Source organism: Nocardioides ferulae (genome assembly GCF_003660455.1).
Classification (GTDB): Bacteria; Actinomycetota; Actinomycetes; order Propionibacteriales; family Nocardioidaceae; genus Nocardioides; species Nocardioides ferulae.
The window spans coordinates 130,340-150,873 of the sequence record NZ_QZVR01000015.1 but is presented as its reverse complement, the minus strand read 5'-3'; the positions used below and the strand labels follow the sequence as shown (position 1 = coordinate 150,873).

General features: G+C 72.4%; 14 protein-coding genes. 5 read left to right on the top strand and 9 right to left on the bottom strand.

Annotation, left to right across the window (positions count from 1 at the left end):
• Positions 1–51: 51 nt before the first annotated feature.
• The 4 genes from D6B71_RS16100 to D6B71_RS16085 all read right to left on the bottom strand — a co-directional run bounded on the left by D6B71_RS16100 (position 52) and on the right by D6B71_RS16085 (position 3,330).
• Entirely contained in the window at positions 52–660 is a 609-nt protein-coding gene (locus D6B71_RS16100; RefSeq protein ID WP_121256923.1) for a TetR/AcrR family transcriptional regulator, read from the bottom strand.
• A gap of 18 nt (positions 661–678) precedes the next feature.
• Positions 679–1,341, bottom strand: a complete 663-nt coding sequence (locus D6B71_RS16095) for an enoyl-CoA hydratase/isomerase family protein (RefSeq protein ID WP_121256920.1) — start codon at positions 1,339–1,341, stop codon at positions 679–681.
• Between the two features lie 70 nt (positions 1,342–1,411).
• Entirely contained in the window at positions 1,412–2,377 is a 966-nt protein-coding gene (locus tag D6B71_RS16090) for a hypothetical protein (RefSeq protein WP_121256918.1), read from the bottom strand.
• Between the two features lie 80 nt (positions 2,378–2,457).
• Positions 2,458–3,330 (bottom strand): oxygenase MpaB family protein, encoded by an 873-nt coding sequence (locus D6B71_RS16085; protein ID WP_206051800.1) that lies wholly within the window; start codon positions 3,328–3,330, stop codon positions 2,458–2,460.
• A gap of 82 nt (positions 3,331–3,412) precedes the next feature.
• On the opposite strand from D6B71_RS16085, the gene D6B71_RS16080 reads away from it, so the two are divergent.
• The 5 genes from D6B71_RS16080 to D6B71_RS16060 all read left to right on the top strand — a co-directional run bounded on the left by D6B71_RS16080 (position 3,413) and on the right by D6B71_RS16060 (position 11,862).
• Positions 3,413–4,039 carry a TetR/AcrR family transcriptional regulator gene (locus D6B71_RS16080; protein WP_164519700.1) on the top strand — a complete coding sequence of 209 codons (627 nt, stop codon included), beginning with the start codon at positions 3,413–3,415 and terminating at the stop codon, positions 4,037–4,039.
• A gap of 129 nt (positions 4,040–4,168) precedes the next feature.
• Entirely contained in the window at positions 4,169–6,328 is a 2,160-nt protein-coding gene (locus D6B71_RS16075) for an MMPL family transporter (protein WP_121256909.1), read from the top strand.
• Positions 6,329–6,412: 84 nt separating this feature from the next.
• Entirely contained in the window at positions 6,413–8,995 is a 2,583-nt protein-coding gene (locus tag D6B71_RS16070) for a bifunctional FO biosynthesis protein CofGH (RefSeq protein WP_121256906.1), read from the top strand.
• Positions 8,996–9,029: 34 nt separating this feature from the next.
• The gene (locus D6B71_RS16065; RefSeq protein ID WP_121256905.1) at positions 9,030–10,895 is read left to right on the top strand and encodes a serine/threonine-protein kinase; all 1,866 of its coding nucleotides are present in this window, start codon (positions 9,030–9,032) and stop codon (positions 10,893–10,895) included.
• Positions 10,896–11,064: 169 nt separating this feature from the next.
• Complete coding sequence (locus D6B71_RS16060; RefSeq protein ID WP_121256903.1) at positions 11,065–11,862, top strand: sigma-70 family RNA polymerase sigma factor; 798 nt, start codon at positions 11,065–11,067, stop codon at positions 11,860–11,862.
• 36 nt (positions 11,863–11,898) lie between these two features.
• On the opposite strand, the gene D6B71_RS16055 is transcribed toward D6B71_RS16060, so the two are convergent.
• From D6B71_RS16055 to D6B71_RS16035, 5 genes are all read right to left on the bottom strand, one after another.
• A complete protein-coding gene (locus tag D6B71_RS16055; protein ID WP_121256900.1) occupies positions 11,899–13,260 on the bottom strand; it encodes an MFS transporter in 1,362 nt (453 codons plus the stop codon).
• Between the two features lie 140 nt (positions 13,261–13,400).
• The gene (gene guaA / locus D6B71_RS16050; protein WP_121256898.1) at positions 13,401–14,978 is read right to left on the bottom strand and encodes a glutamine-hydrolyzing GMP synthase; all 1,578 of its coding nucleotides are present in this window, start codon (positions 14,976–14,978) and stop codon (positions 13,401–13,403) included.
• Positions 14,979–15,499: 521 nt separating this feature from the next.
• Positions 15,500–17,233: a GMC oxidoreductase gene (locus D6B71_RS16045; protein WP_121256895.1), complete on the bottom strand. Its 1,734-nt coding sequence runs from the start codon at positions 17,231–17,233 to the stop codon at positions 15,500–15,502.
• 82 nt (positions 17,234–17,315) lie between these two features.
• Entirely contained in the window at positions 17,316–18,938 is a 1,623-nt protein-coding gene (locus tag D6B71_RS16040) for a succinic semialdehyde dehydrogenase (protein WP_121256894.1), read from the bottom strand.
• Positions 18,939–19,059: 121 nt separating this feature from the next.
• Positions 19,060–20,520, bottom strand: a complete 1,461-nt coding sequence (locus D6B71_RS16035) for an aldehyde dehydrogenase (RefSeq protein ID WP_121256892.1) — start codon at positions 20,518–20,520, stop codon at positions 19,060–19,062.
• Positions 20,521–20,534 lie beyond the last annotated feature (14 nt).

The following is a 20,534-nucleotide window of genomic DNA, read 5'->3' as shown; positions in this document are numbered from 1 at the left end:
GGCATCCACGACGGGCGCCTCACCCTGCCCTTGACAGCGGGCACCTACATATCAGCGAGAGGTCGGCGGGGGCTGGGCCAGGACGCCGCGGACGGCGTGCTCGAGGGCGTGCCGGGCGACGGGGTCGTCGACCCGGTCGCGGGCGAGCAGCAGGGCGGAGGGCAGCTCGACCAGGCAGCTGCGCACCAGCGCCACCGCGGCCGGGTCCGTCGCCGTCCAGACCCGCTCGGCGAGCTCGGTGATCAGCGCGCCGAGCGCCCGGCGCAGCGCACGCAGCCGCTCGCGGTCCTCCGGCCCGACCTCGCCCTCGGCGAGGTCGCGGGGGGTCACGGCCAGGAGCAGCCGGGCCGCCGGTTCGTCGTGGTGCACGTAGTCGGCCGGGGCGAGCGCCGCCGCGACGACGGCGTCCCGGGGGCTGCCCTCGGCCAGCGCCCGCTCGACGGCGCGCCGCTGGAAGGCGAGGAACCGCTCAGCCTCTCGGGCCCAGACCCGCGCCAGGATCACGTCCCGCGACCCGAACGCGTGGTAGAGCGCCCCCGTGGAGGCCCCGGAGCGGCTGCTCAGCGCCCGGATCGTCAACCCGCCGGTGCCCTGCTCGACCCAGAGGTGCAGGGCGTGGTCGAGCAGTGCGTCGCGGTCGTGCTCCCTCGGGCGCGCCATCGGGCGTGACCGCCGGGCTCAGGCCGGGGGCTGGCGCAGCGCGGCGACGACCCCGGCGTACATCGTGGACTTGATCGTGCCGAGCGTCGCGCGGTCCTTGCCCGCCAGGTCACGCACCCGGGAGGCGGCGGCCTCGGCCAGCTGCTCGAGGGGCGCGACGGCGTCGACCAGGCCGGCGTCTCGCGCCTCGGGGCCGGGGAAGCGCCGGGCGGTGGTCATCGAGTCGACGGCCGCGCGCGGGGTGAGCTTGGCGGTGATTAGTGCGCTCATACCGGGCGTGAAGGGGATGTGGATGTCGACCTCGGGGAAGCAGAAGAAGCCGCGGTCCTCGCGCATCACCCGGTGGTCGTGGGCCATCGCGAGCATCGCACCGGCTCCGAACGCGTGACCGTTGATCGCGGCGACCGTGGCCACGGGGAGGGTGAGGACCCGCTCGAACAGCGCGTGCACCCGCTGCACGTAGCCGCCCAGCTGGTCGGGGTGCGCGCCGAGCCAGTCGAGGTCGAGCCCGTTGGAGTAGAACTTGCCGCCGCCGGTGGTGACCAACACCGCGGGCTGGTCGCTGGCCGCGACCTCCTCGAGACACTCCTCCAGCGAGGTCAGCAGCGCCGGCGAGAAGCGGTTCTCGTCGTCGCCGAGGTCGAGGGTCCAGACCGGACCGTCCTGGGTGAGCGTGGGCATGGGCCCTCCTTGCCGTCTGTATGGTCGGACGGCAACTTATCAGAACAAGCGCTCTATAACCCGGCCGGGGCTACCGGATCGCCTCGCCCTCACCCTCGACCTCGCCGTCACCCTCGTCCTTCCCGCCATCCTCGGCCTCCCCGTCACCCTCGGCCCCGTCACCCTCGGAGTCGTCCGGGTCCTCCAGCGGCGCCTTCTCCTTCAGCACGGCGTCCACGTCGTTGAACTCGTCGACCGCGCTGAGCGCCTCCATCCGCTCGATCACCGCCGGCGGCAGGTAGTCGTCGACCACGACCATCCGGTTCACCGGGTCGAGCTCGACGATGAGCTGCCAGGCGTCGAGACGCCCCTTCAGGACGCGAGTGAAGAGGTCACGACGCTTCTCGATCATGCGCAGGTACTTCGTGCCCCAGCTGCGGTGCATCGGGTTCGGCGAGGCGGCCAGCTCCTCGAGCAGTGGCGCGCAGTCCTTCAGCCCACGCTCCTGGTCGGCGAGGACGTCCTTGATCAGGCTCGGGTCGGCGGCCGCCAGGATCCCGTCCAGCTCGTCGTAGGTGTCGTCGCAGGCCACGAGGCTCTTGCGGAACGCCGCGAACCCCTCGACATAGCTGTCGCTGAACGCAGCGGAGTCACGGACGGCGTCGGCGAACGGGCCCCACGGTGCCGCGATCTCGGGGTCGAGCAACCCCGGGTGCAGCTCGAGCTCGGCGAGCAGCTCGTCACGCGACTGCGCCTCGGCCCGGAACGCCTCCAGCCGCCGGACGATCACCGGCGCGTCGACCGCGGCCCGCTGATCCTCGGCGAAGGTGTCGTAGACCGCTCGCTGCACCTTGACGTTGGCATCGGTCGCGGCGTCGACCAGAGCGCCCAGCTCGTGCAGCTGCACGTGGAGCTCCTCGACCTTCTCCTCCGACGGCCCCTCGAACTTCACCGCCTCGCCGGCCTGGGCAGTGGCACAGCCCGCGAGGAGGAGGGAGATGCCGGCGGCGGCGAGCGCGAGGCGGGGCGAGCGGAGTCGAGCGGCGGTCCGAGACATGACCACATCGTTCCGACGGGGCGCGCTCGCGAAACCTGGTCTGGACCCCGGCGCGGTCGACCCCGCAGGTCGCGCCCGGGTCAGATGACGCGCTGTCCTCGACGTAGCCGTCGCCTCATGTCGCGCAGCACCAGTCGGGCGTGCGCGTGGCGCAGCGGACGCGGCACCAGCCGGTAGACCGGCGGGAAAACCCGCCAGAACAGGTCATAGAGCAGCTGGTCGCGACGCGACCAGGGCAGCGCCAGCAGGCCGCGGGTGCGGGGATCGAGGTTGCCGCGGGTCATCAGGCTCTGCAACGGGATCAGCGGCCGCAGCAGCCACGGCGACCCGGAGGTCGAGAGCAGCTGCTTGGCGTAGCACTGCACCTGCGGGTCCGCCTCGAGCCGCAGCAGCGACTCCTCCCAGTAGGTCTCGAACTCGGCCCGGGTCTGCGGCCACATCTCGGGTCGCACCTGGAGCGCGGTGCCGAAGACCCACGCGTCGCGATAGACCCGCTCCCGCGTGGCGTCGTCCATCCGGCCCCAGACCCGTTCGTAGAGCGTCTCGCCGTTGCGGGCCAGGGTCGCGGCGACCCACAGCTGCAGGTCGGGGTCGAACGCGCTGTAGCGACCCTGCGAGCGCACCGGGGCGTGGGCCCGGTTGACCAGACGGGCGACGGTACGCCGCTCCTCCTCGCTGCCGAGCGTCATCACGAAGACGTAGGTCAGGGTGGTCCGCAGCCGGTCCACCGGCCGCTGGAGGGTGGTGCTGTGCTCGGCGACGCCGAGTCCGACGCCCTTCATCGCCAGCTGGTACATGACCGTGGAGCCGGCACCGAGCATCAGCAGCTGCTCGCCCACGAAGTGGTCGAGGCCGAAGGCCGCGTCCCGGGGATCGGGCGATCCCGCCCCGGCGCCCGGACGGGCCGGCGGGCGGGCGTCGACAGGGGACACAGGCGGCGCGGGCTGGGACACGGTGGACACTGGAGCCTCCGAGAGCTCGACGACAATGTGCAACAGTTCACCAGAAGTCGTTGCATTGATGCAAGGGGTGGGAGTGGCAGACCAGGCCGTGGGCGAGACCGCGCTGCTCGAGGCGGCGCTGGCGCAGTTCGCGCTGACCGGCGTCCGGCGCACCAGCACCGACGACATCGCCCGTCGCGCCGGGGTCAACCGGGCCACGCTCTACCGACGCCTGGGCAGCAAGGAGCAGATCGTCGCGGCCGCCCTGCTGCACGAGTCCTCGAAGGTGCTGGCGCGGATCGAGGCGGCGATCGGCGACGTCCCGGCGCCCGGAGACCCGGCGGCGGCAGGCTTCGACCGGATCGGCTACGTGGTCCGGTTCTTCGCCACCACGCTGGCCGAGCTGCGCGGCAGCGCGCTCCTGCGGCAGCTGCTCGAGGTCGACCGCGAGGACACCCTGGCCGGCCTGACCGTGCGTGCCGGCGACGTGCTGGAGCTCTCCTCGCACCTGGTGGCCGATCGCGTCCGGGCCCTACGCCTGCTCAGCGCCGAGGAGCCGCCGGCAGACGACCAGCGCGACGACGTCCCGCTGCTGGCCGTCACCCTCGCCAGGCTCGCCCAGTCGCTGGTGCTCACCGTCGACGGGCCGCCGCGCCTCGACACCGACCAGCAGGTGCGCGACTACGCCGAGCTCGTGATCGCGCCGATGATCCTGCGCTGAACCCCCACCCCGTCGCCCGCTCGGCGGTCCAGACCAGCAACGGCCTCCGGTGAGAACCGGATGCACTCGGGGTCGGACCGGGGGAAAACCCGGATGCGCCGGGGCTCTCCTAGTGCTGAGGTGAAAGTCATGCACCGCCAGATCGCCGGCAAGCTCACCGGCCGCATCAGCAAGTGGGTCGTGCTCGTCGCCGTGCTGCTCGTCGCGGGCATCATGAGCGGGTTCGCAGGCAAGCTCACCGACGTCCAGAACAACGAGACCGAGTCCTGGCTGCCGGACAGCGCCGAGTCGACGCGGGCGTTCGAGAAGCTCGAGGCGTTCCAGGACCCCTACGACGTCGGCACCACCGTCGTCTACTACAAGCAGGCCGGCCTCGACGAGACCGACCTGGCCGCGATCGAGGCGCAGGCGACCGAGCTCGAGGGCATCGAAGGCGTCACGGAGGTCCTCACGCCCCAGCGGGCCCGGGCCGCCGGCGTCCCGGCCCCGTTCGTGTCCGAGGACGGGCAGGTGGCCAAGCTGCAGTTCACCGTCAACTACGGCGACAAGCTGTGGGAGGAGCTGCCCGACCTCAAGGACCGGCTCGACGAGATCACGGCGATCGACGGCGTCGACACCTACCTGGCCGGCGCGGGCGGCCAGAGCGCGGACGCCGCCACGATCTTCACCTCGTTCGACGGCAAGCTGCTGATGTTCACTCTGGGCGTCGTCGTCCTGATCCTGCTCGTCAGCTACCGCAGCCCGCTGCTGTGGGCGCTGCCCATCATCAGTGCCGGCGTCGGGCTGATGACGACGATGGGCCTGCTCTACTTCCTGGCGAAGTACGCGGGACTGACGGTCAACGGGCAGACCCAGTTCATCTTGACGGTGCTGGTGATCGGGGCAGGCACCGACTACGCGCTGCTGCTGGTGGCCCGCTACCGCGAGGAGCTCCGGCGGCACGAGGACCGGCACGAGGCGATGGCGTTCGCCCTACACCGGGCCGCACCGGCGATCCTGGCCAGCGCCGCCACCGTGGTGGTCGGGCTGCTGTGCCTGACGTTCGCCGAGCTGAACTCCACCGCCGGCATGGGGCCCGCCAACGCCATCGGCGTCGCGGTGACCTTCGTGGTGATGGTGACCCTGCTGCCCGCGCTGCTCGTGATCTGCGGGCGGTGGGTCTTCTGGCCGCTCGTCCCCCGGTTCGGGTCCGAGGAGCCCACCGCCTCCGGGCTCTGGGCCCGCGTCGGACGCGGGATCGCGCCGCGTCCGCGGATGGTGTGGATCGGCACCACCGTGGTCCTCGGCGTCCTCTGCCTGGGCTTCCTGCGCCTGGACACCTCCGGCATCCCGAGCGAGGAGCAGTACACCACCGAGCAGGACTCCGTCACCGGGCAGACCATCCTCATCGAGCACGGTCTGGTCGACGCCAGCACGCCGGTCCAGGTCGTCGCCGACGAGGACGGCGCCGAGGCCGTCGTCGCCGCGATGTCGGAGGTCGAAGGCATCGCCGACCCCGTCGTCGTGGGCACCCAGGACGGTGTCTCGCTGATCGTCGCCGAGCTCACCAGCGACCCGTACTCCGACGCCGCCTTCGAGGCCGTCGAGGACGTGCGCGCCGCGACCCACGACGTGGCCGGTGCCGACGCGCTCACGACCGGCATGTCCGCGGTGACCCTCGACGTCGAGGAGGCCGCCGCGCGGGACAACCTGGTGATCATCCCGATCGTCCTGCTGGCCGTCCTGCTCATCCTGATCGGCCTGTTGCGGTCGCTGCTGTCCCCGCTGATCCTGATCGGCACCGTCATCGTCTCGTTCGGGGCGGCGCTCGGCATCTCCGGGCTCGTCTTCGACTTCATCTACGGCCACGAGCACACCGACACCGGCTACCCGCTCTTCACGTTCGTGTTCCTGGTCGCCCTGGGCATCGACTACAACATCTTCTTGATGACCCGGGTCCGCGAGGAGACCGTCGCCCACGGGACCCGCCGCGCCTCCGTGATCGCCCTGTCGTCGACGGGCGGCGTGATCACCTCGGCCGGGGTCGTGCTCGCGGCGACCTTCGCGATGCTGGCCACGATGCCGATGACGTTCACCCTCCAACTCGGCACGACCATCGCCTTGGGTGTCCTGCTCGACACGATGATCGTCCGGTCGGTGCTGGTCACCGCGATCAACCTCGACCTCGGCGGCAGGATCTGGTGGCCGAGCAGGCTGGACCGTGGCGGTGCCGGCCCCACGCCGCCGGGCGCCCAGGCGGTGCCGCAGCCCCGGCAGCCGGGCAAGGAGTCGGCCGAGCTGACGCACTGAGCCACCGGTGCCGCCGGTGGGGCGGCGGTCCCGGCGAGTGGGCCGGATCGCCCGCCGGGGCCACACGGAACTAGCCTGAAGGGGATGACCACCCCGCCGAGCGCACCGCCCGCCGCCGAGCCGGCGCCCACGCCCCAGCAGGTACGCCGCGCCCTCGCGCGCGCCGAGCGGGGGGCGGCGCTCGACCTGGCCGAGGCCACCGCGCTGCTGGCCGCCCGCGGCGAGCAGCTGACCCGGCTCTGTGCCGCCGCGGCGACCGTGCGCGACGCCGGCCTGACGGCGGCGGGCCGGGTGGTCGACGGCCACGGCGTCGTGACCTACTCGCCGAAGGTGTTCATCCCGGTCACCCGGCTGTGCCGGGACCGCTGCCACTACTGCACGTTCGTGGAGACCCCCGCCCAGGCGGCCCGCGACGGCCGCGAGCCCTACCTCTCCCCCGACGAGATCCTCGCGATCGCCGGCGAGGGCGCCGCCCTGGGCTGCCTCGAGGCACTCTTCACGCTGGGCGACCGGCCCGAGGACCGGTGGCCCGAGGCCCGGGCCTGGCTCGACGAGCGCGGCTACGACTCCACGCTGGCCTACGTGCGCGCGATGGCGGTGCGGGTGCTGGAGGAGACCGGCCTGCTCCCCCACCTCAACCCCGGCGTGATGACCTGGGAGGAGATGAACCGGCTCAAGCCGGTGTCCCCCTCGATGGGCATGATGCTCGAGACCACCTCACGACGGCTGTTCGAGGAGAAGGGGCAGCCGCACTTCGGCTCCCCCGACAAGGACCCGGCGGTCCGGCTGCGGGTGCTCGAGGACGCCGGCCGGCTGTCGATCCCGTTCACCACCGGCCTCCTGGTCGGCATCGGCGAGACGCTCACCGAGCGGGCCGAGACGATCTTCGCCCTGCGCCAGGTCTCGCGCGCCTTCGGCGCCGTGCAGGAGGTCATCGTCCAGAACTTCCGGGCCAAGCCCGACACGGCGATGCGGCACGCCGGAGACCTCGGCCTCGACGAGTACCGCGCCGCCATCGCGGTCACCCGGATCGTGCTCGGCCCGAAGGCGCGGGTGCAGGCGCCCCCCAACCTCGTGGACCTCCAGGAGTGCCGGCTCCTGCTCGGCGCCGGGGTGGACGACTGGGGCGGGGTCTCGCCGCTGACCCCCGACCACGTGAACCCCGAGCGGCCCTGGCCGTCGCTGGAGCGGCTGCGGGCCGTCACCGCCGAGTGCGGCCTCGAGCTCGCGCCGCGACTGACCGTGCACCCGGAGTACGTGCGGGCCGGCGAGCCCTGGCTGGACCCGCGGGTCTCCGCCCACGTCGCCGCCCTGGCCACCCCGGAGGGCCTCGCGCGCCCCGGCGTACGACCGAGCGGCCTGCCGTGGCAGGAGCCCGACGGCGGGTTCGCGGGGCTGCAGACCAGCACCGGCCGCACGGACCTCTTCGCGGCCGTCGACACCGAGGGCCGCACCCACGACCGGCGCTCGGACTTCGCGGACGTGTACGGCGACTGGGACCAGGTGCGTGCCGCGGCGACGGCGACGGGCGGCGCGGCGCTGCTGCACAGCGAGGGCCGCACCGCTCTGGCGGCCGCCGAACGCGACCCGGGCAACCTGTCCGCCGAGCACGCGCTGACGCTGATCACCGCCGAGGGCGAGCTGCTCGACCAGGTCTGCCGCCTCGCCGACGACCTGCGCCGCGACGCCGTCGGCGACGACGTCACCTACGTGGTGAACCGCAACATCAACTTCACCAACGTCTGCTACGTCGGCTGCCGGTTCTGCGCGTTCGCCCAGCGCCGCAGCGACGCCGACGCCTACTCGCTCTCGCTCGACGAGGTGGCGGACCGGGCCGAGGAGGCCTGGGGCCTGGGCGCCACCGAGGTGTGCATGCAGGGCGGCATCGACCCGGAGCTGCCGGCGACGGCGTACTTCGACCTGGTCGCGGCGGTGAAGGCGCGGGTGCCCGGCATGCACGTGCACGCGTTCTCGCCGATGGAGGTGGTCAACGGCACCGCCCGCACCGGCCTGTCGATCGAGGAGTTCCTGCTGCGCGCCAAGGAGGCCGGGCTGGGCTCGCTGCCCGGCACCGCCGCCGAGATCCTCGACGACGAGGTGCGGTGGGTGCTGACCAAGGGCAAGCTGCCCACCCGCACCTGGGTCGAGGTGGTCGGCACCGCACACCGGGTGGGCCTCCCCACGACGTCGACGATGATGTACGGCCACGTCGACCACCCCCGGCACTGGGTGGGCCACCTGCGGCTGCTGGCCGACCTGCAGGACCGGACCGGCGGCTTCACCGAGTTCGTGCCGCTGCCGTTCGTGCACACCTCCGCGCCGCTCTATCTCGCCGGCGTCGCCCGTCCCGGACCGACCCTGCGAGACAACCTGGCCGTGCACGCCCTGGCCCGGATCATGCTGCACGGCCGCATCCACAACATCCAGACCTCGTGGGTCAAGCTCGGCGTCGAGGGCACCCGTGCGATGCTGCGGGCCGGCGCCAACGACCTCGGCGGCACCCTGATGGAGGAGACGATCTCGCGGATGGCCGGCTCCGAGCACGGGTCGGCCAAGACCGTCGCCGAGCTGGTCGAGATCGGCGCGGGCATCGGCCGACCGGTCCGCGAGCGCACCACCACCTACGACTTGGCGGCCGACCGGGGTAAAGTCCGGGCGACTTCCTGATCCGGCGCCGGAGCCGGCGTACGAGGGACGGGCAATGGGGTATCCGAAGGTAGGCGACGAGTACGGCGGTCGCTACCGGATCGTGCACCTGATCGGGCACGGCGGCATGGGCGCGGTCTACGAGGCGACCGACAAGGTGCTCAACCGCGCCGTCGCGCTGAAGGTCGTGCTTCCCTCGCTCACCATCGACGAGGACTTCCACGCCCGGTTCGCCCGTGAGGCGTCGGTGCTGGCCCGCATCCGCTCGCGCAACATCGTCGGCATCCACGAGTACGGCCAGCACGACGACACCGTCTTCTTCGTCACCGACCTCTACCGCGACGGCGACCTGCGGCACTGGATCTCCGAGCACGGCCCGCTCGACAAGCGCGCGGCGCTGGTCCTGGTCGCCCAGGTGTGCGAGGCGCTCGCCGACGCGCACGCGGCCGGGGTCATCCACCGCGACGTGAAGCCCGGCAACGTCCTGCTCTGGCAGCGCCCCGAGGGGCTGGTGCCCTATCTGTGCGACTTCGGCATCGCGCTGGACGGCAACGAGAAGGACCGCGGACTCACCCGCACCGGCACCCTGGTCGGCAGCCCCGCCTACATGGCCCCCGAGCGGCACTTCGGGCACCCCGCCGACGAACGCGGCGACGTCTACTCCGCCGGCTGCCTGCTGTGGTCGGCGCTGGCCGGTGACGCGCCCTACAGCGGCACCGACTTCCAGATGATCAACGCCCACATCAACTCCCCGGTGCCGCAGCTCGACACCGGGGAGCCGCTCGACGATCGGATCGACGCCGTGCTGGCGGCCGCGCTGCACAAGGACCCCGAACAGCGGGTGCCGACCGCGGCGGCGCTGCGCACGATGCTGCTCGACGTGGTGCGCGAGATCGACACCGGCACGCTCCCGGTCGCCGGCCCGCTCACCGACACCGTCATTGGCTCCGTCGCGGGCGAGGGGTCCCGCCCCGCGGGTGCGCTCGACGACGAGCCGCCCACCCGGGTCCCTGGGCAGCCGCCGGTCGAGGACCACACCGCTGTCCGGCCGGCCCCGCTGTCCCCGGTCCCGTCGGCCCCGCCCGGCCCGGCCCCCACCACCCCGCCGGCCGCACCCGCCGCCGCTCGCGTCGAGGAGCGGCTCGACCCGGCGACCACCGGTCCGTCCACGCGGCGACACGGTGCGAGCCGGCGCCGGCGCGGCGCGCTGATCGGTGGCGTCGCCGCCGCCGTGATGCTCGTGGCCGGCACCACCGCGGCGCTGGTGGCGGTTGGCGGCGACGACGACGAGCCGAGCGCCACCAACCCCGGCACGGCCGAGCCCACCCCCACGGAGAGCCCGAGCGCCACTCCCCCGCCGGCCCCCCGGCCGCCGCGCGTCGCCGCACGTCCGGCGTACCGGGCCGTGGCGTTCCGGGTGACCGCCCCCCAGACCCCCGACGAGGTCACGACCCGTCTCGAGTACGACGCCGGCGAGGGGTGGCAGCCGACGCCGGCCCGGTTCCAGGTGAAGACCGCGGAGGGCGGCCGACGAGTGTGCGTGCGGACCCGCGCGGTCGCGGTCGCCGACGGCGCCGAGACCGCCGGTCGGGCCGTGCGGGCCTGCGGGAGAGCCGAGCCGCGCACCCTGCGCCTGTTCCGCACCCCCGGCACGTGCGTGCCGGAGGCCGGCGTGGCCTACCCCTGCCAGTGGTACGGCGTGGAGGTCGCCGGCTACGCGAGCGGCGCGGCACCGCAGGTGCGCATCCGCCCGATCGGCACCGAGGGCTGGCGGTGCCCCGACTCCGGCTGCCAGGCGGTGGAGGTCGGCGACGACGGCCGTGGCGAGATCGAGCGGTACTTCCGCATGTACGTCGATGCCGGCGTCTGGGAGGTCGACGTCGACGGAATCCGCACGTCAGGCCGCCTCTACTACCGCTGATCGCACGCCCGGGAACCATCCTGCGACTGAGTACGTCTCAGAACTTTTTGGGGCAAGTGTGGTTTAGACCGGCTGCCGTGGTGGGTAGACCTGAGGAGTCCCCGCCGAGCCGAACAGGCGCGCGGGCCACCCGAGACCGTGACCACTGATCGCAGGAACGGAGCTCCACATGCCGATCGCGCCGGCCAACGCAGGCACCGACGCCGACCGCACGCTCTCCCGCACCGAGCGCTCCGAGCGCACCGCCGAGCTGCTCCAGCGTGCCAACGCCACCACCGACCCCGACGAGCGCCAGGAGCTGCTCGAGCGGGTCATCCTGATCAACCGTCGCGTCGCCGAGGCCGTCGCCACCCGCTACCGCGGGCGCGGCGTCACCGACGAAGACCTCTGCCAGACCGCCTACGAGGGCCTGATCAAGGCGGTCCACCGTTTCGACCCGACCCACGAGCGCGACCTGCTCGCCTACGCGGTGCCGACCATCCGCGGCGAGCTGCAGCGCCACTTCCGCGACCACGGCTGGACGGTGCGTCCCCCGCGGCGCATCCAGGAGCTGCAGGCACGGATCAACCAGACCTCCGAGGCGCTCTCCCACGACCTCGGTCGCGAGCCCACCACCGAGGAGCTGCTCGCCGAGCTCGAGATCTCCGAGCGGGAGTACGACGAGGCGGTGCTCGCGTTCGGCTGCTTCCAGCCCAGCTCCCTCGACCAGCCGGTCACCGGCACGTCCGCGGCCACCGTGGGCGAGCTGATCGAAGACGAGGACCGCGACCGCGAGGCCAGCGAGGCCCGGGTGCGGCTCGCGCCCGTCGTCCGCTCGCTCTCGCCGCGCGACAAGCGCATCCTCTACCTGCGCTTCTTCGAGGACCGCACCCAAGAAGAGATCGGCAACGACCTCGGCGTCACGCAGATGCAGGTCTCGAGGCTGCTCAGCCGCATCCTCGGCCAGCTGCGCGAGCAGGTCTCCTAGACACCCGGTCACGCACCGGGGACGGCCGGGCTCCGCTCAGCGGAGCCCGGCCGCTGCCGTCTCCGCGGCCTCCAGCGACTTGCCTCGCCGTTCCGGCAGCCCCCAGGCCGCGCCGGCCGCCAGCAGGAAGAACGCGCAGAACACGCTGAACAGCAGCGGCTCGCCGCCCAGGTCGAGCAGCGGCGGCACCGACAGGGGTGCGATCACCGAGGCGATCCGACCGAAGCCGGCCGCCCAGCCGGTGCCGGTGCCGCGCAGCGCGGTCGGGTAGACCTCGGGCGAGATCGCATAGAGGGCTCCCCAGGCGCCCAGGTTGAAGAACGACAGCGCCATGCCGAAGGCGACCGTGGTCAGCTCCGCGTCGGCGGACCCGAAGGCCAGCGCCGAGCCGGCCGACCCCAGCAGGAACAGCGACAGGGTGGGGCGACGGCCCCACACCTCGACCAGCACCGCCGCGACCGCATAGCCGGGCAGCTGCGCCAGCGTGATCACCAGGGTGTACTCGAACGAGCGCACCAGGTCCAGGCCGGAGGCCACCAGCAGGGTCGGGATCCAGATGAACGCGCCGTAGTAGGAGAAGTTCACCCCGAACCAGACCGCCCACAACGACGCGGTGTGGCGGCGGACCCCGGGCGCCCACAGCGCCGACGGGCCGGGCGCGTCGGTGGCCCGCCCGGACACCTCCTCCGGGGTGGCCACCTGGTCCGCGGTGGGGGGTGCGACGCCGGCGGAGGCCTCGAACCGGCGCACCGCAGCCTCCGCCTCGGCGTACCGGCCCCGGCTCTCCAGGAACCGCACCGACTCGGGCAGGCCGTAGCGGACCACCAATGCGTAGGCCGCCGGCACCGCGCCGAGCGCGAACGCCCACCGCCAGCCGTCGTCGGACTCCGGGACGACGAGGTAGCCGATCACGGCGGCCAGCAGCCAACCGACCGCCCAGAACGACTCGAGCAGCACCACGACCCGCCCCCGGATGCGGGCCGGGGCGAACTCGCTGACCAGCGTGGACGCCACCGGCAGCTCGGCGCCCAGGCCGAGCCCGATCAGGAACCGGAAGACCAGCAGCGCCCCCACCGACCAGGAGAGCGCGGCGGCGCCGGTGGCCAGGCCATAGACCAGCAGGGTGAGCGCGAAGACCTGGCGGCGGCCGACCCGGTCGGCGAGCAGTCCGCCCACGCTCGCTCCGATCGCCATGCCCACGAACCCGATCGAGGCGATCCACGACAAGGTGGTGTCGTCGAGACTCCACTGCGCCGCGAGCGCGGCCATCACGAAGCTGATCAGGCCGACGTCCATCGCGTCGAGCGCCCACCCGACGCCGGACCCGACGACGAGCTTGCGGTGCTCACCGGTCAGCGGCAGCGCGTCGAGGCGCTCGTGGCGGGTCCTGGCGGCCATGCCTGGACCCTAGCCGGGCGCCCGGTCCGCTCCCGATGCGGCGTCCACCGGACGTGTGAGGTGGTCCAACGCCGAGCGCGGCCACGGCTTCATCAGCTCCGACCGCGGGCCCCCGGATCCGCGCAGAGCCTGGCCGCGGCTCACTCCCACTCGATGGTGCCCGGGGGCTTGGAGGTGACGTCGACGGTGACCCGGTTGACCTCGCTCACCTCGTTGGTGATGCGGGTCGAGATGCGCTCGAGCACGTCGTAGGGCAGCCGCGCCCAGTCGGCGGTCATGGCGTCCTCGGAGGTGACCGGACGCAGCACGACCGGGTGGCCGTAGGTGCGCCCGTCGCCCTGCACGCCGACCGAGCGGACGTCGGCCAGCAGCACCACGGGCATCTGCCAGATGTCGCGGTCCAAGCCGGCTCGGGTCATCTCCTCGCGGGCGATCGCGTCGGCCTGGCGCAGGATGTCGAGGCGCTCGCGGGTGACCTCGCCGATGATCCGGATGCCGAGACCCGGCCCCGGGAACGGCTGCCGGTGCACGATCTCCGGCGGCAGTCCCAGCTGCTCGCCGACCTGTCGCACCTCGTCCTTGAACAGCGTGCGCAGCGGCTCGACCAGCTCGAACTCGAGGTCGTCGGGCAGCCCGCCGACATTGTGGTGCGACTTGATGTTGGAGGTGCCGGCACCGCCGCCGGACTCGACCACGTCGGGATAGAGCGTGCCCTGCACCAGGAACGCGACCTTGTCGCCGCTGGCGGCGGCGTCGGCCAGCACCTCGACCTCGGCCGCCTCGAAGACCCGGATGAACTCCCGGCCGATGACCTTGCGCTTCTGCTCCGGGTCGCTGATGCCGGCCAGCGCGTCGAGGAACTGCTTCTCGGCGTCGACCACCTTGAGGTCGACGCCGGTCGCGGCGACGAAGTCGCGCTCGACCTGCTCGGTCTCGCCCTGCCGCATCAGGCCGTGGTCGACGTAGACGCAGGTGAGCCGGTCGCCGATGGCCCGCTGCACGATCGCGGCGGCCACCGCGGAGTCGACGCCGCCGGAGAGGCCGCAGATCGCGCGGCCGCGGTCGCCGATCTGGGCACGGATCGACTCGATCTGCTCCTCGACGATGTTGACCATCGTCCAGGTCGGCCGGCAGCCGGCGATGCGGTGCAGGAAGTGCTCGAGCACCTTCTGGCCGTGCTCGGTGTGCAGCACCTCGGGGTGCCACTGCACACCGGCCAGCCCACGCCCGACGTCCTCGAAGGCCGCGACGGGGGTGCCCTCGGTGGAGGCCAGCACCGTGAACCCCTCGGGGGCCGCGGTCACCGAATCGCCGTGCGACATCCACACCGTGTGCTCGGCCGGGACCTCGGTGAGCAGGGTGCCGGGCTCGCTCACCGCGACGCGGGTGCGGCCGTACTCGCGGGCGCCGGTGGGTGCCACCTCCCCGCCGAGCCCGCGGGCCATCAGCTGGAAGCCGTAGCACATGCCGAAGACGGGGGTGCCGGCGGTGAACAGCGAGCTGTCGATGCCGGGCGCCCCCTCGGCGTACACCGAGGACGGGCCTCCGGAGAGGACGATCGCCTTGGGGCGGCGGGCCAGCATCTCCTCGACCGGCATGGTGTGCGGGACGATCTCGGAGTAGACCCGTGCCTCCCGCACCCGCCGGGCGATCAGCTGGGCGTACTGCGCACCGAAGTCGACCACCAGCACCAGGTCGTGCTCTGCCAGCTCCGTCACCGCGCCACCTCCGTCATGGGGCCTCCGTCATGGGGCCTCGGTCATCTGACAGAGCCTATCGGCGCCCGGCGGCGCCCCCGACGCTGGCCGAGGCCGCTCCCTGCCCGCTCCCGCTCGCTCCTCACGTTCCTGCTGTCCGGAGGGTGCTGGAACGACGCAGACGTGAGGAGCGGGGTGGGGGCAGCGGCCCGTGAAATGCACCAGGGCCCGGCCGGGGAGGGAGGGTGGCCGGGCCCTGATCGTCCACGCACTGCGAACAGAGCCTGGACCGAGAGACCCGGCCCTTGGGAGGGAGCATGACTGCCGGGTCCGACCTCTCAACGAGGTCCCGGAGCGAGGGTTACGCCGGCACCGGGAACGGGTTTCGCCGAGGCCCGGACAATGGTCTGGACCGGTGTCCGGTGTTGCCTGCGGGGTCGACTTCACACGCGTTCTTGACGCATCCCACGCGTTGCAGCGCGTGGGATGCGCGGGGATCGCCGGATATCCGGCGATCCCTCCGCCCGCCCGAGAGCCGGCCGTCAGCTGACGCCGACCACCGGCAGCCGCAGGGCGGCCGGGGCGTGCGGCGGGACGGCCAGGCTCTTCGGCGGCACCGGCGCGATCCGGACGTAGCCGGCCCCGAGCGGTGGCCGCGGGTCGGGCTCGCCCTTGTTGGGCCACATCGACATCGCCCGCTCGGCCTGGGCGGTGATCGTCAGCGACGGGTTCACCCCCAGGTTCGCGGTGATCGCCGATCCGTCGGCGACATGCAGGCCAGGGTGGCCGTAGACGCGCTGGTAGGGGTCGATCACGCCGGTCTCGGGCGAGTCGCCGATCGCGCACCCGCCGAGGAAGTGGGCGGTGAGCGGGCGGTTGAACGGCTCGCCGATGTTGCCGCCGGGCACCCCCCCGATCAGCCGGGCGATGGACCGCGCCGCCTTGTTGGCCGCCGGGATCCAGGTGGGGTTGGGCACGCCGTGCCCCTGCTCGGAGGTCAGATAGCGCCGCTTCGTCAGCGGGATCCGCTTGGTGTAGGTCGTGATCGAGTTGTCCAGGCTCTGCATCACCAGCGCGATCACCGTGCGCTCCGACCAGTGCTTGAGGTCGTAGAGGTCCGGCACGTTGCGGCGCTGCTTCCAGATCTCCTTCAGCCAGGTCTGCCAGCGTGGCGCGGGCCCGTCGCCGTCGGTGAGCACGGTCTGCATCAGCGACATGAAGTTGCTGCCCTTGCCGTAGCGGACCGGCTCGATGTGGGTGTCGGGATCGGGATGGAAGCTGGAGGTGATCGCGATGCCCTGGCTGTAGTCCACGCTCAGGTCCGGAGCGATCGCGCCCAGGATCGACTCGGAGTTCGTGCGCGAGAGGTAGCCCAGCCGCTGGGAGAGCCGCGGCAGATAGCCTTCGTCGCGCATCCGGTGCAGCAGCCGCTGGGTGCCGAGCGAGGCGGCCGCCAGCACGACCTGCTCGGCGGTCAGCACCCGGCGTACCGACGGCCGGTCGGTCTTGGCCTTGGTGAACCGGATGTGCACGTCGTATCCCCCGCCCGCGCGCGGCTGGATGCGGGTCACCGTCGTCAGCGGCATCACCCGGGCCCCGTTGCGCTCGGCGAGGTAGAGGTAGTTCTTGACCAGGGTGTTCTTGGCGTTGTGCCGGCAGCCGGTCATGCACTCGCCGCAGCCGATGCAGGTGTTGCGCGCCGGGCCGGCGCCCCCGAAGAACGGGTCGGCCACCTCGCTGCCCGGCTCGGCCTGCTCACCGCCCGGGCCGCCGAAGAACACGCCCACGGGGGTCGGGTGGAAGGTGTCGCCCACGCCCATCTCGACCGCGACCTTCTCCATCACCTCGTCGGAGGGGGTGCGCAGCGGGTTCTCGACGACGCCGAGCATCCGCTTGGCCTGGTCGTAGTAGGGAGCCAGCTCGGACTTCCAGTCGGTGATGTGGCTCCACTGGGGATCGGTGTAGAACGCCGGGAGCGGCTCGTAGAGCGTGTTCGCGTAGACCAGCGAGCCGCCGCCGACGCCGGCACCGGAGACGATCAGGCAGTCCTTGAGCGCGTCGATGCGCTGGATGCCGTAGCAGCCCAGCCGCGGCTGGAACAGGTAGCGATCCACCTGGAACGAGGTCGCCGGGAAGTCCTCGTCCCGGAAGCGCGCGCCGGCCTCGATGACGCCGACGCGGTAGCCCTTCTCGGTCAGCCGCAGCGCCGTGACCGAGCCACCGAAGCCGGAGCCGACGACCAGGACGTCGTAGTCGAATGCGTCACTCATGCTCATCCTTCGGTGCCTCGGGGTCCCCGCGGCATCGTGGGCGCGGAGGAGCGGAGCGGGGGAGCCCCGCGACGTCGTGGGGTGGGGTTCATGCTCGTCCCAGCTTCTTCATCAGCCGCAGGTTCGCGGTCATCACCTTCGCGTACGCCGCGTCGGACATGCCGAGCATCGGCGCGAACCGGATCAGCCGCTGGGTCGCCACCGACTGCGACTCGGTGTAGCGGTGGATCCCCTCGCTGCCCTGCCGGCGGCCCATGCCGGACTCGCGCATGCCGCCCATCGGCGAGTCGACGCTGGCGAACGTGGCCCCGAACGCCTCGTTGATGTTGACGGTGCCGCACTTGATCTGGGCCGCGAGCTCGCGGGCCCGCTTGCCGTCCTGGCTGTAGATCGAGGCGTTCAGGCCGTACTGGCCCTCGTTGGCGCGGGCCACCGCGTCGGCCTCGTCGTGGAAGCGGTAGACCGAGATGACCGGGCCGAACGTCTCGTCGCCGAAGCAGGCCATGTCGGGGGTGACGCCTTCGAGGATGGTCGGCTCGTACATGAACGGACCCAGGTCGGGGCGGGCCCGACCGCCGGCGCGCACCCGGGCACCCTTGGCGACCGCCTCGTCGACGTGGTGGACCACCGCGTCGAGCTGGTCGGCGCTGATCAGCGAGCCCATATCGGTGCCCCAGTCGAGCGAGGCGCCCAGCGTCATCGCCTGGGTGCGGGCGGCGAACCGCTCGAGGAACCGGTCGTAGATCGCGTCGGCGACGAACATCCGCTCCATCGAGACGCACAGCTGGCCGGCGTTGGAGAACGCCGCTCGCACGGCGCCCTCGGCGGCCTTCTCGATGTCGGCGTCGCGCAGCACCAGGATCGGGTTCTTGCCGCCGAGCTCGAGCGAGCAGCCGATCAGCCGGTCGGCGCACTGCTTGGCGATCAGCTTGCCGGTGGCGGTGGAGCCGGTGAAGCAGATGTAGTCGGCGCGGGAGATGATCGAGGTGCCGACCTTCGAGCCCGGACCGGCGACGACCTGCCAGAGGTCCTTCGGGAAGCCGGCCTCCTCGAGCAGCTGCGCGCCCAGCAGCGCCGAGAGCATGGTCTGGGAGTCGGGCTTGGTGACCACCGCATTGCCGGCCAGCAACGCCGGGAGGCCGTCGCACAGCGCCATCGTGAACGGGTAGTTCCACGGCGAGATGATGCCGACGACGCCCTTGGCGACCCGGTTGACCTCGACCCGGGTGAGCCCCGGGACGACGCCGAGCTTGCGCTGGGTGTCGAGGTGCTCGTGGGCGGTGCGCCCGTAGTAGCGGGCGGTGAGCGCGATGTGCAGCGGCTCGTCGAAGGCGTGCTTGCGGGCCTTGCCGGACTCCCACACGATCAGGTCGATGATCTCGTCCTGCCGGTCGAGCACGAGGTCGTGCAGGCGCAGCAGCAGCGCGGCCCGGTGGTCCAGCGAGGTGCGCGCCCACGCCGCCTGGGCCCGGCGGGCCCGGTCGAAGGCCTCCGCCACGTCACGGTCGGTGGACTGCGGGATGTTGGCCAGCGGCGCGCCGTTGATCGGCGAGTGCACCTGGCGGGTCTCCCCCGAGGAGGCCAGGATCCGGCGGGTGAGGGAGTCGACGTACTCGGGCTCGAGGGCGTACGCCGCGCGCGGGTCGTGCTCGGGGTCGTGGGGTCCCTCGACGACCGGGCCGCCGGCGTGGCTGGGGGTGGGGGCGCTCATGGGTACCGAGGGTATGTGACGGGGGTCTCCCTGCCTACCCTCGGGTAGCCCAGTGTCGGGTTTGACACATCACCTTGTGCTGTAAACCGATCTGCGCTGCTCCCCGGGAGCCGACCGACGCTCACATGCCCGGCGTGGTCGGGTAGATCGACTTCAGCTCGGTGTAGTGGGCCAGCCCCTCGGGGCCGAACTCACGCCCGATGCCGGAGGCCTTGTGGCCGCCGAACGGGGCCGCGAAGTCCATCGTGTAGGTGTTCACACCGTAGGTTCCGGCGCGAACCCGGCGGGCGACGTCGAGCCCGGCCTCCTGGTCCCCGGTCCAGACCGTGCCCGCCAGCCCGTAGTCGGAGTCGTTGGCGATCCGGACCGCGTCGTCGACGTCGTCGAAGGGGATCACCGACAGCACCGGCCCGAAGATCTCCTCTCGGGCGATCCGCATCCGGTTGTCGACGTCGGCGAAGACGGTGGGCCGGACGTACCAGCCGCGGTCCAGACCATCGGGGCGGCCGTTGCCGCCGACCACCACCCGGGCACCCTCCTCCTGGCCCAGCGCGATGTACTTCTCGACCCGCTCCTGCTGGCGCTGGGCCACCATCGGCCCCACCTCGGTCGCGGGGTCCATCGGGTCACCGACCGCCATCGACGAGACGGTCTCGGCGAGCGCGTCGACCACCGCGGCGTAGTTGCGGCGCGAGGCCAGGATGCGGGTCTGCGCCACACACGCCTGGCCGGAGTTCATCAGCCCGATGAACTTCAGACCCTCCATCGTGGCGCCCAGGTCGGCGTCGTCGAGCACGATCGCCGCGGACTTGCCGCCCAGCTCGAGGCTGACCCGCTTGAGCTGCTCGCCGCACACGGAGGCGATCTTGCGGCCGGCCGCCGTGGAGCCGGTGAAGGCCACCTTGTCCACGCCGGGGTGGGCGACCAGGTGCTCCCCGACCTCGCGGCCGGCGGCGACGAAGTTGACCACGCCGTCGGGGACGCCGGCCTCGGCGAGCAGCTCGGCCATCAGGTAGGCGTCCAGCGGCGTCTCCGGCGCGGGCTTGACGACCACCGTGCAGCCGGCGAGCAGCGCCGGCACCACCTTCGACATCGTCGTGAACTGCGGGACGTTCCACGGCGGGATCGCGGCGACGACGCCGACCGGCTCGCGGCGCACGATGACGTCGGCGCCCAGCGCCCCCGGGCGGGTCTCCTCCCACGGGAACTCCCGGGCAATGCCGAGGAACGCCTCCACCATCATCCACGGCGCCGGCGCCTGGGCCAGGTTCGAGAACGACGTCGGCGAGCCCATCTCGAGGCTGATCAGGTCGGCCATCTCGGCCAGCCGTGCGGCGTAGAGACCGGAGAACGCCTGCACCACCTCGATCCGCTCCTGCGGGCTCATCCGCGGCCACGGGCCGGTGTCGAAGGCCTGGCGCGCCGCCGCCACGGCGGCGTCCACGTCGGCCGGGCTGCCGGCCGGGACCGTCGCCACGACCTCCTCGGTGTGCGGCGAGACCACCTGGAGCGTCTCGGCAGTGGCCGGCGCCCGCCAGGTCCCGCCGATGAAGAAGGCGTCGCGGTCCAGGGTCTGGGTCATGGAGTCTCTCTCTC

Excerpts from the sequence above, each read along its gene's own strand:
- D6B71_RS16100 (WP_121256923.1), bottom strand. The coding sequence starts at position 660 with ATGGCGCGCCCGAGGGAGCACGACCGCGACGCACTGCTCGACCACGCC.
- D6B71_RS16095 (WP_121256920.1), bottom strand. The coding sequence starts at position 1,341 with ATGCCCACGCTCACCCAGGACGGTCCGGTCTGGACCCTCGACCTCGGC.
- D6B71_RS16090 (WP_121256918.1), bottom strand. The coding sequence starts at position 2,377 with ATGTCTCGGACCGCCGCTCGACTCCGCTCGCCCCGCCTCGCGCTCGCC.
- D6B71_RS16075 (WP_121256909.1), top strand. The coding sequence starts at position 4,169 with ATGCACCGCCAGATCGCCGGCAAGCTCACCGGCCGCATCAGCAAGTGG.
- D6B71_RS16070 (WP_121256906.1), top strand. The coding sequence starts at position 6,413 with ATGACCACCCCGCCGAGCGCACCGCCCGCCGCCGAGCCGGCGCCCACG.
- D6B71_RS16065 (WP_121256905.1), top strand. The coding sequence starts at position 9,030 with ATGGGGTATCCGAAGGTAGGCGACGAGTACGGCGGTCGCTACCGGATC.
- D6B71_RS16060 (WP_121256903.1), top strand. The coding sequence starts at position 11,065 with ATGCCGATCGCGCCGGCCAACGCAGGCACCGACGCCGACCGCACGCTC.
- D6B71_RS16055 (WP_121256900.1), bottom strand. The coding sequence starts at position 13,260 with ATGGCCGCCAGGACCCGCCACGAGCGCCTCGACGCGCTGCCGCTGACC.
- D6B71_RS16045 (WP_121256895.1), bottom strand. The coding sequence starts at position 17,233 with ATGAGCATGAGTGACGCATTCGACTACGACGTCCTGGTCGTCGGCTCC.
- D6B71_RS16040 (WP_121256894.1), bottom strand. The coding sequence starts at position 18,938 with ATGAGCGCCCCCACCCCCAGCCACGCCGGCGGCCCGGTCGTCGAGGGA.
- D6B71_RS16035 (WP_121256892.1), bottom strand. The coding sequence starts at position 20,520 with ATGACCCAGACCCTGGACCGCGACGCCTTCTTCATCGGCGGGACCTGG.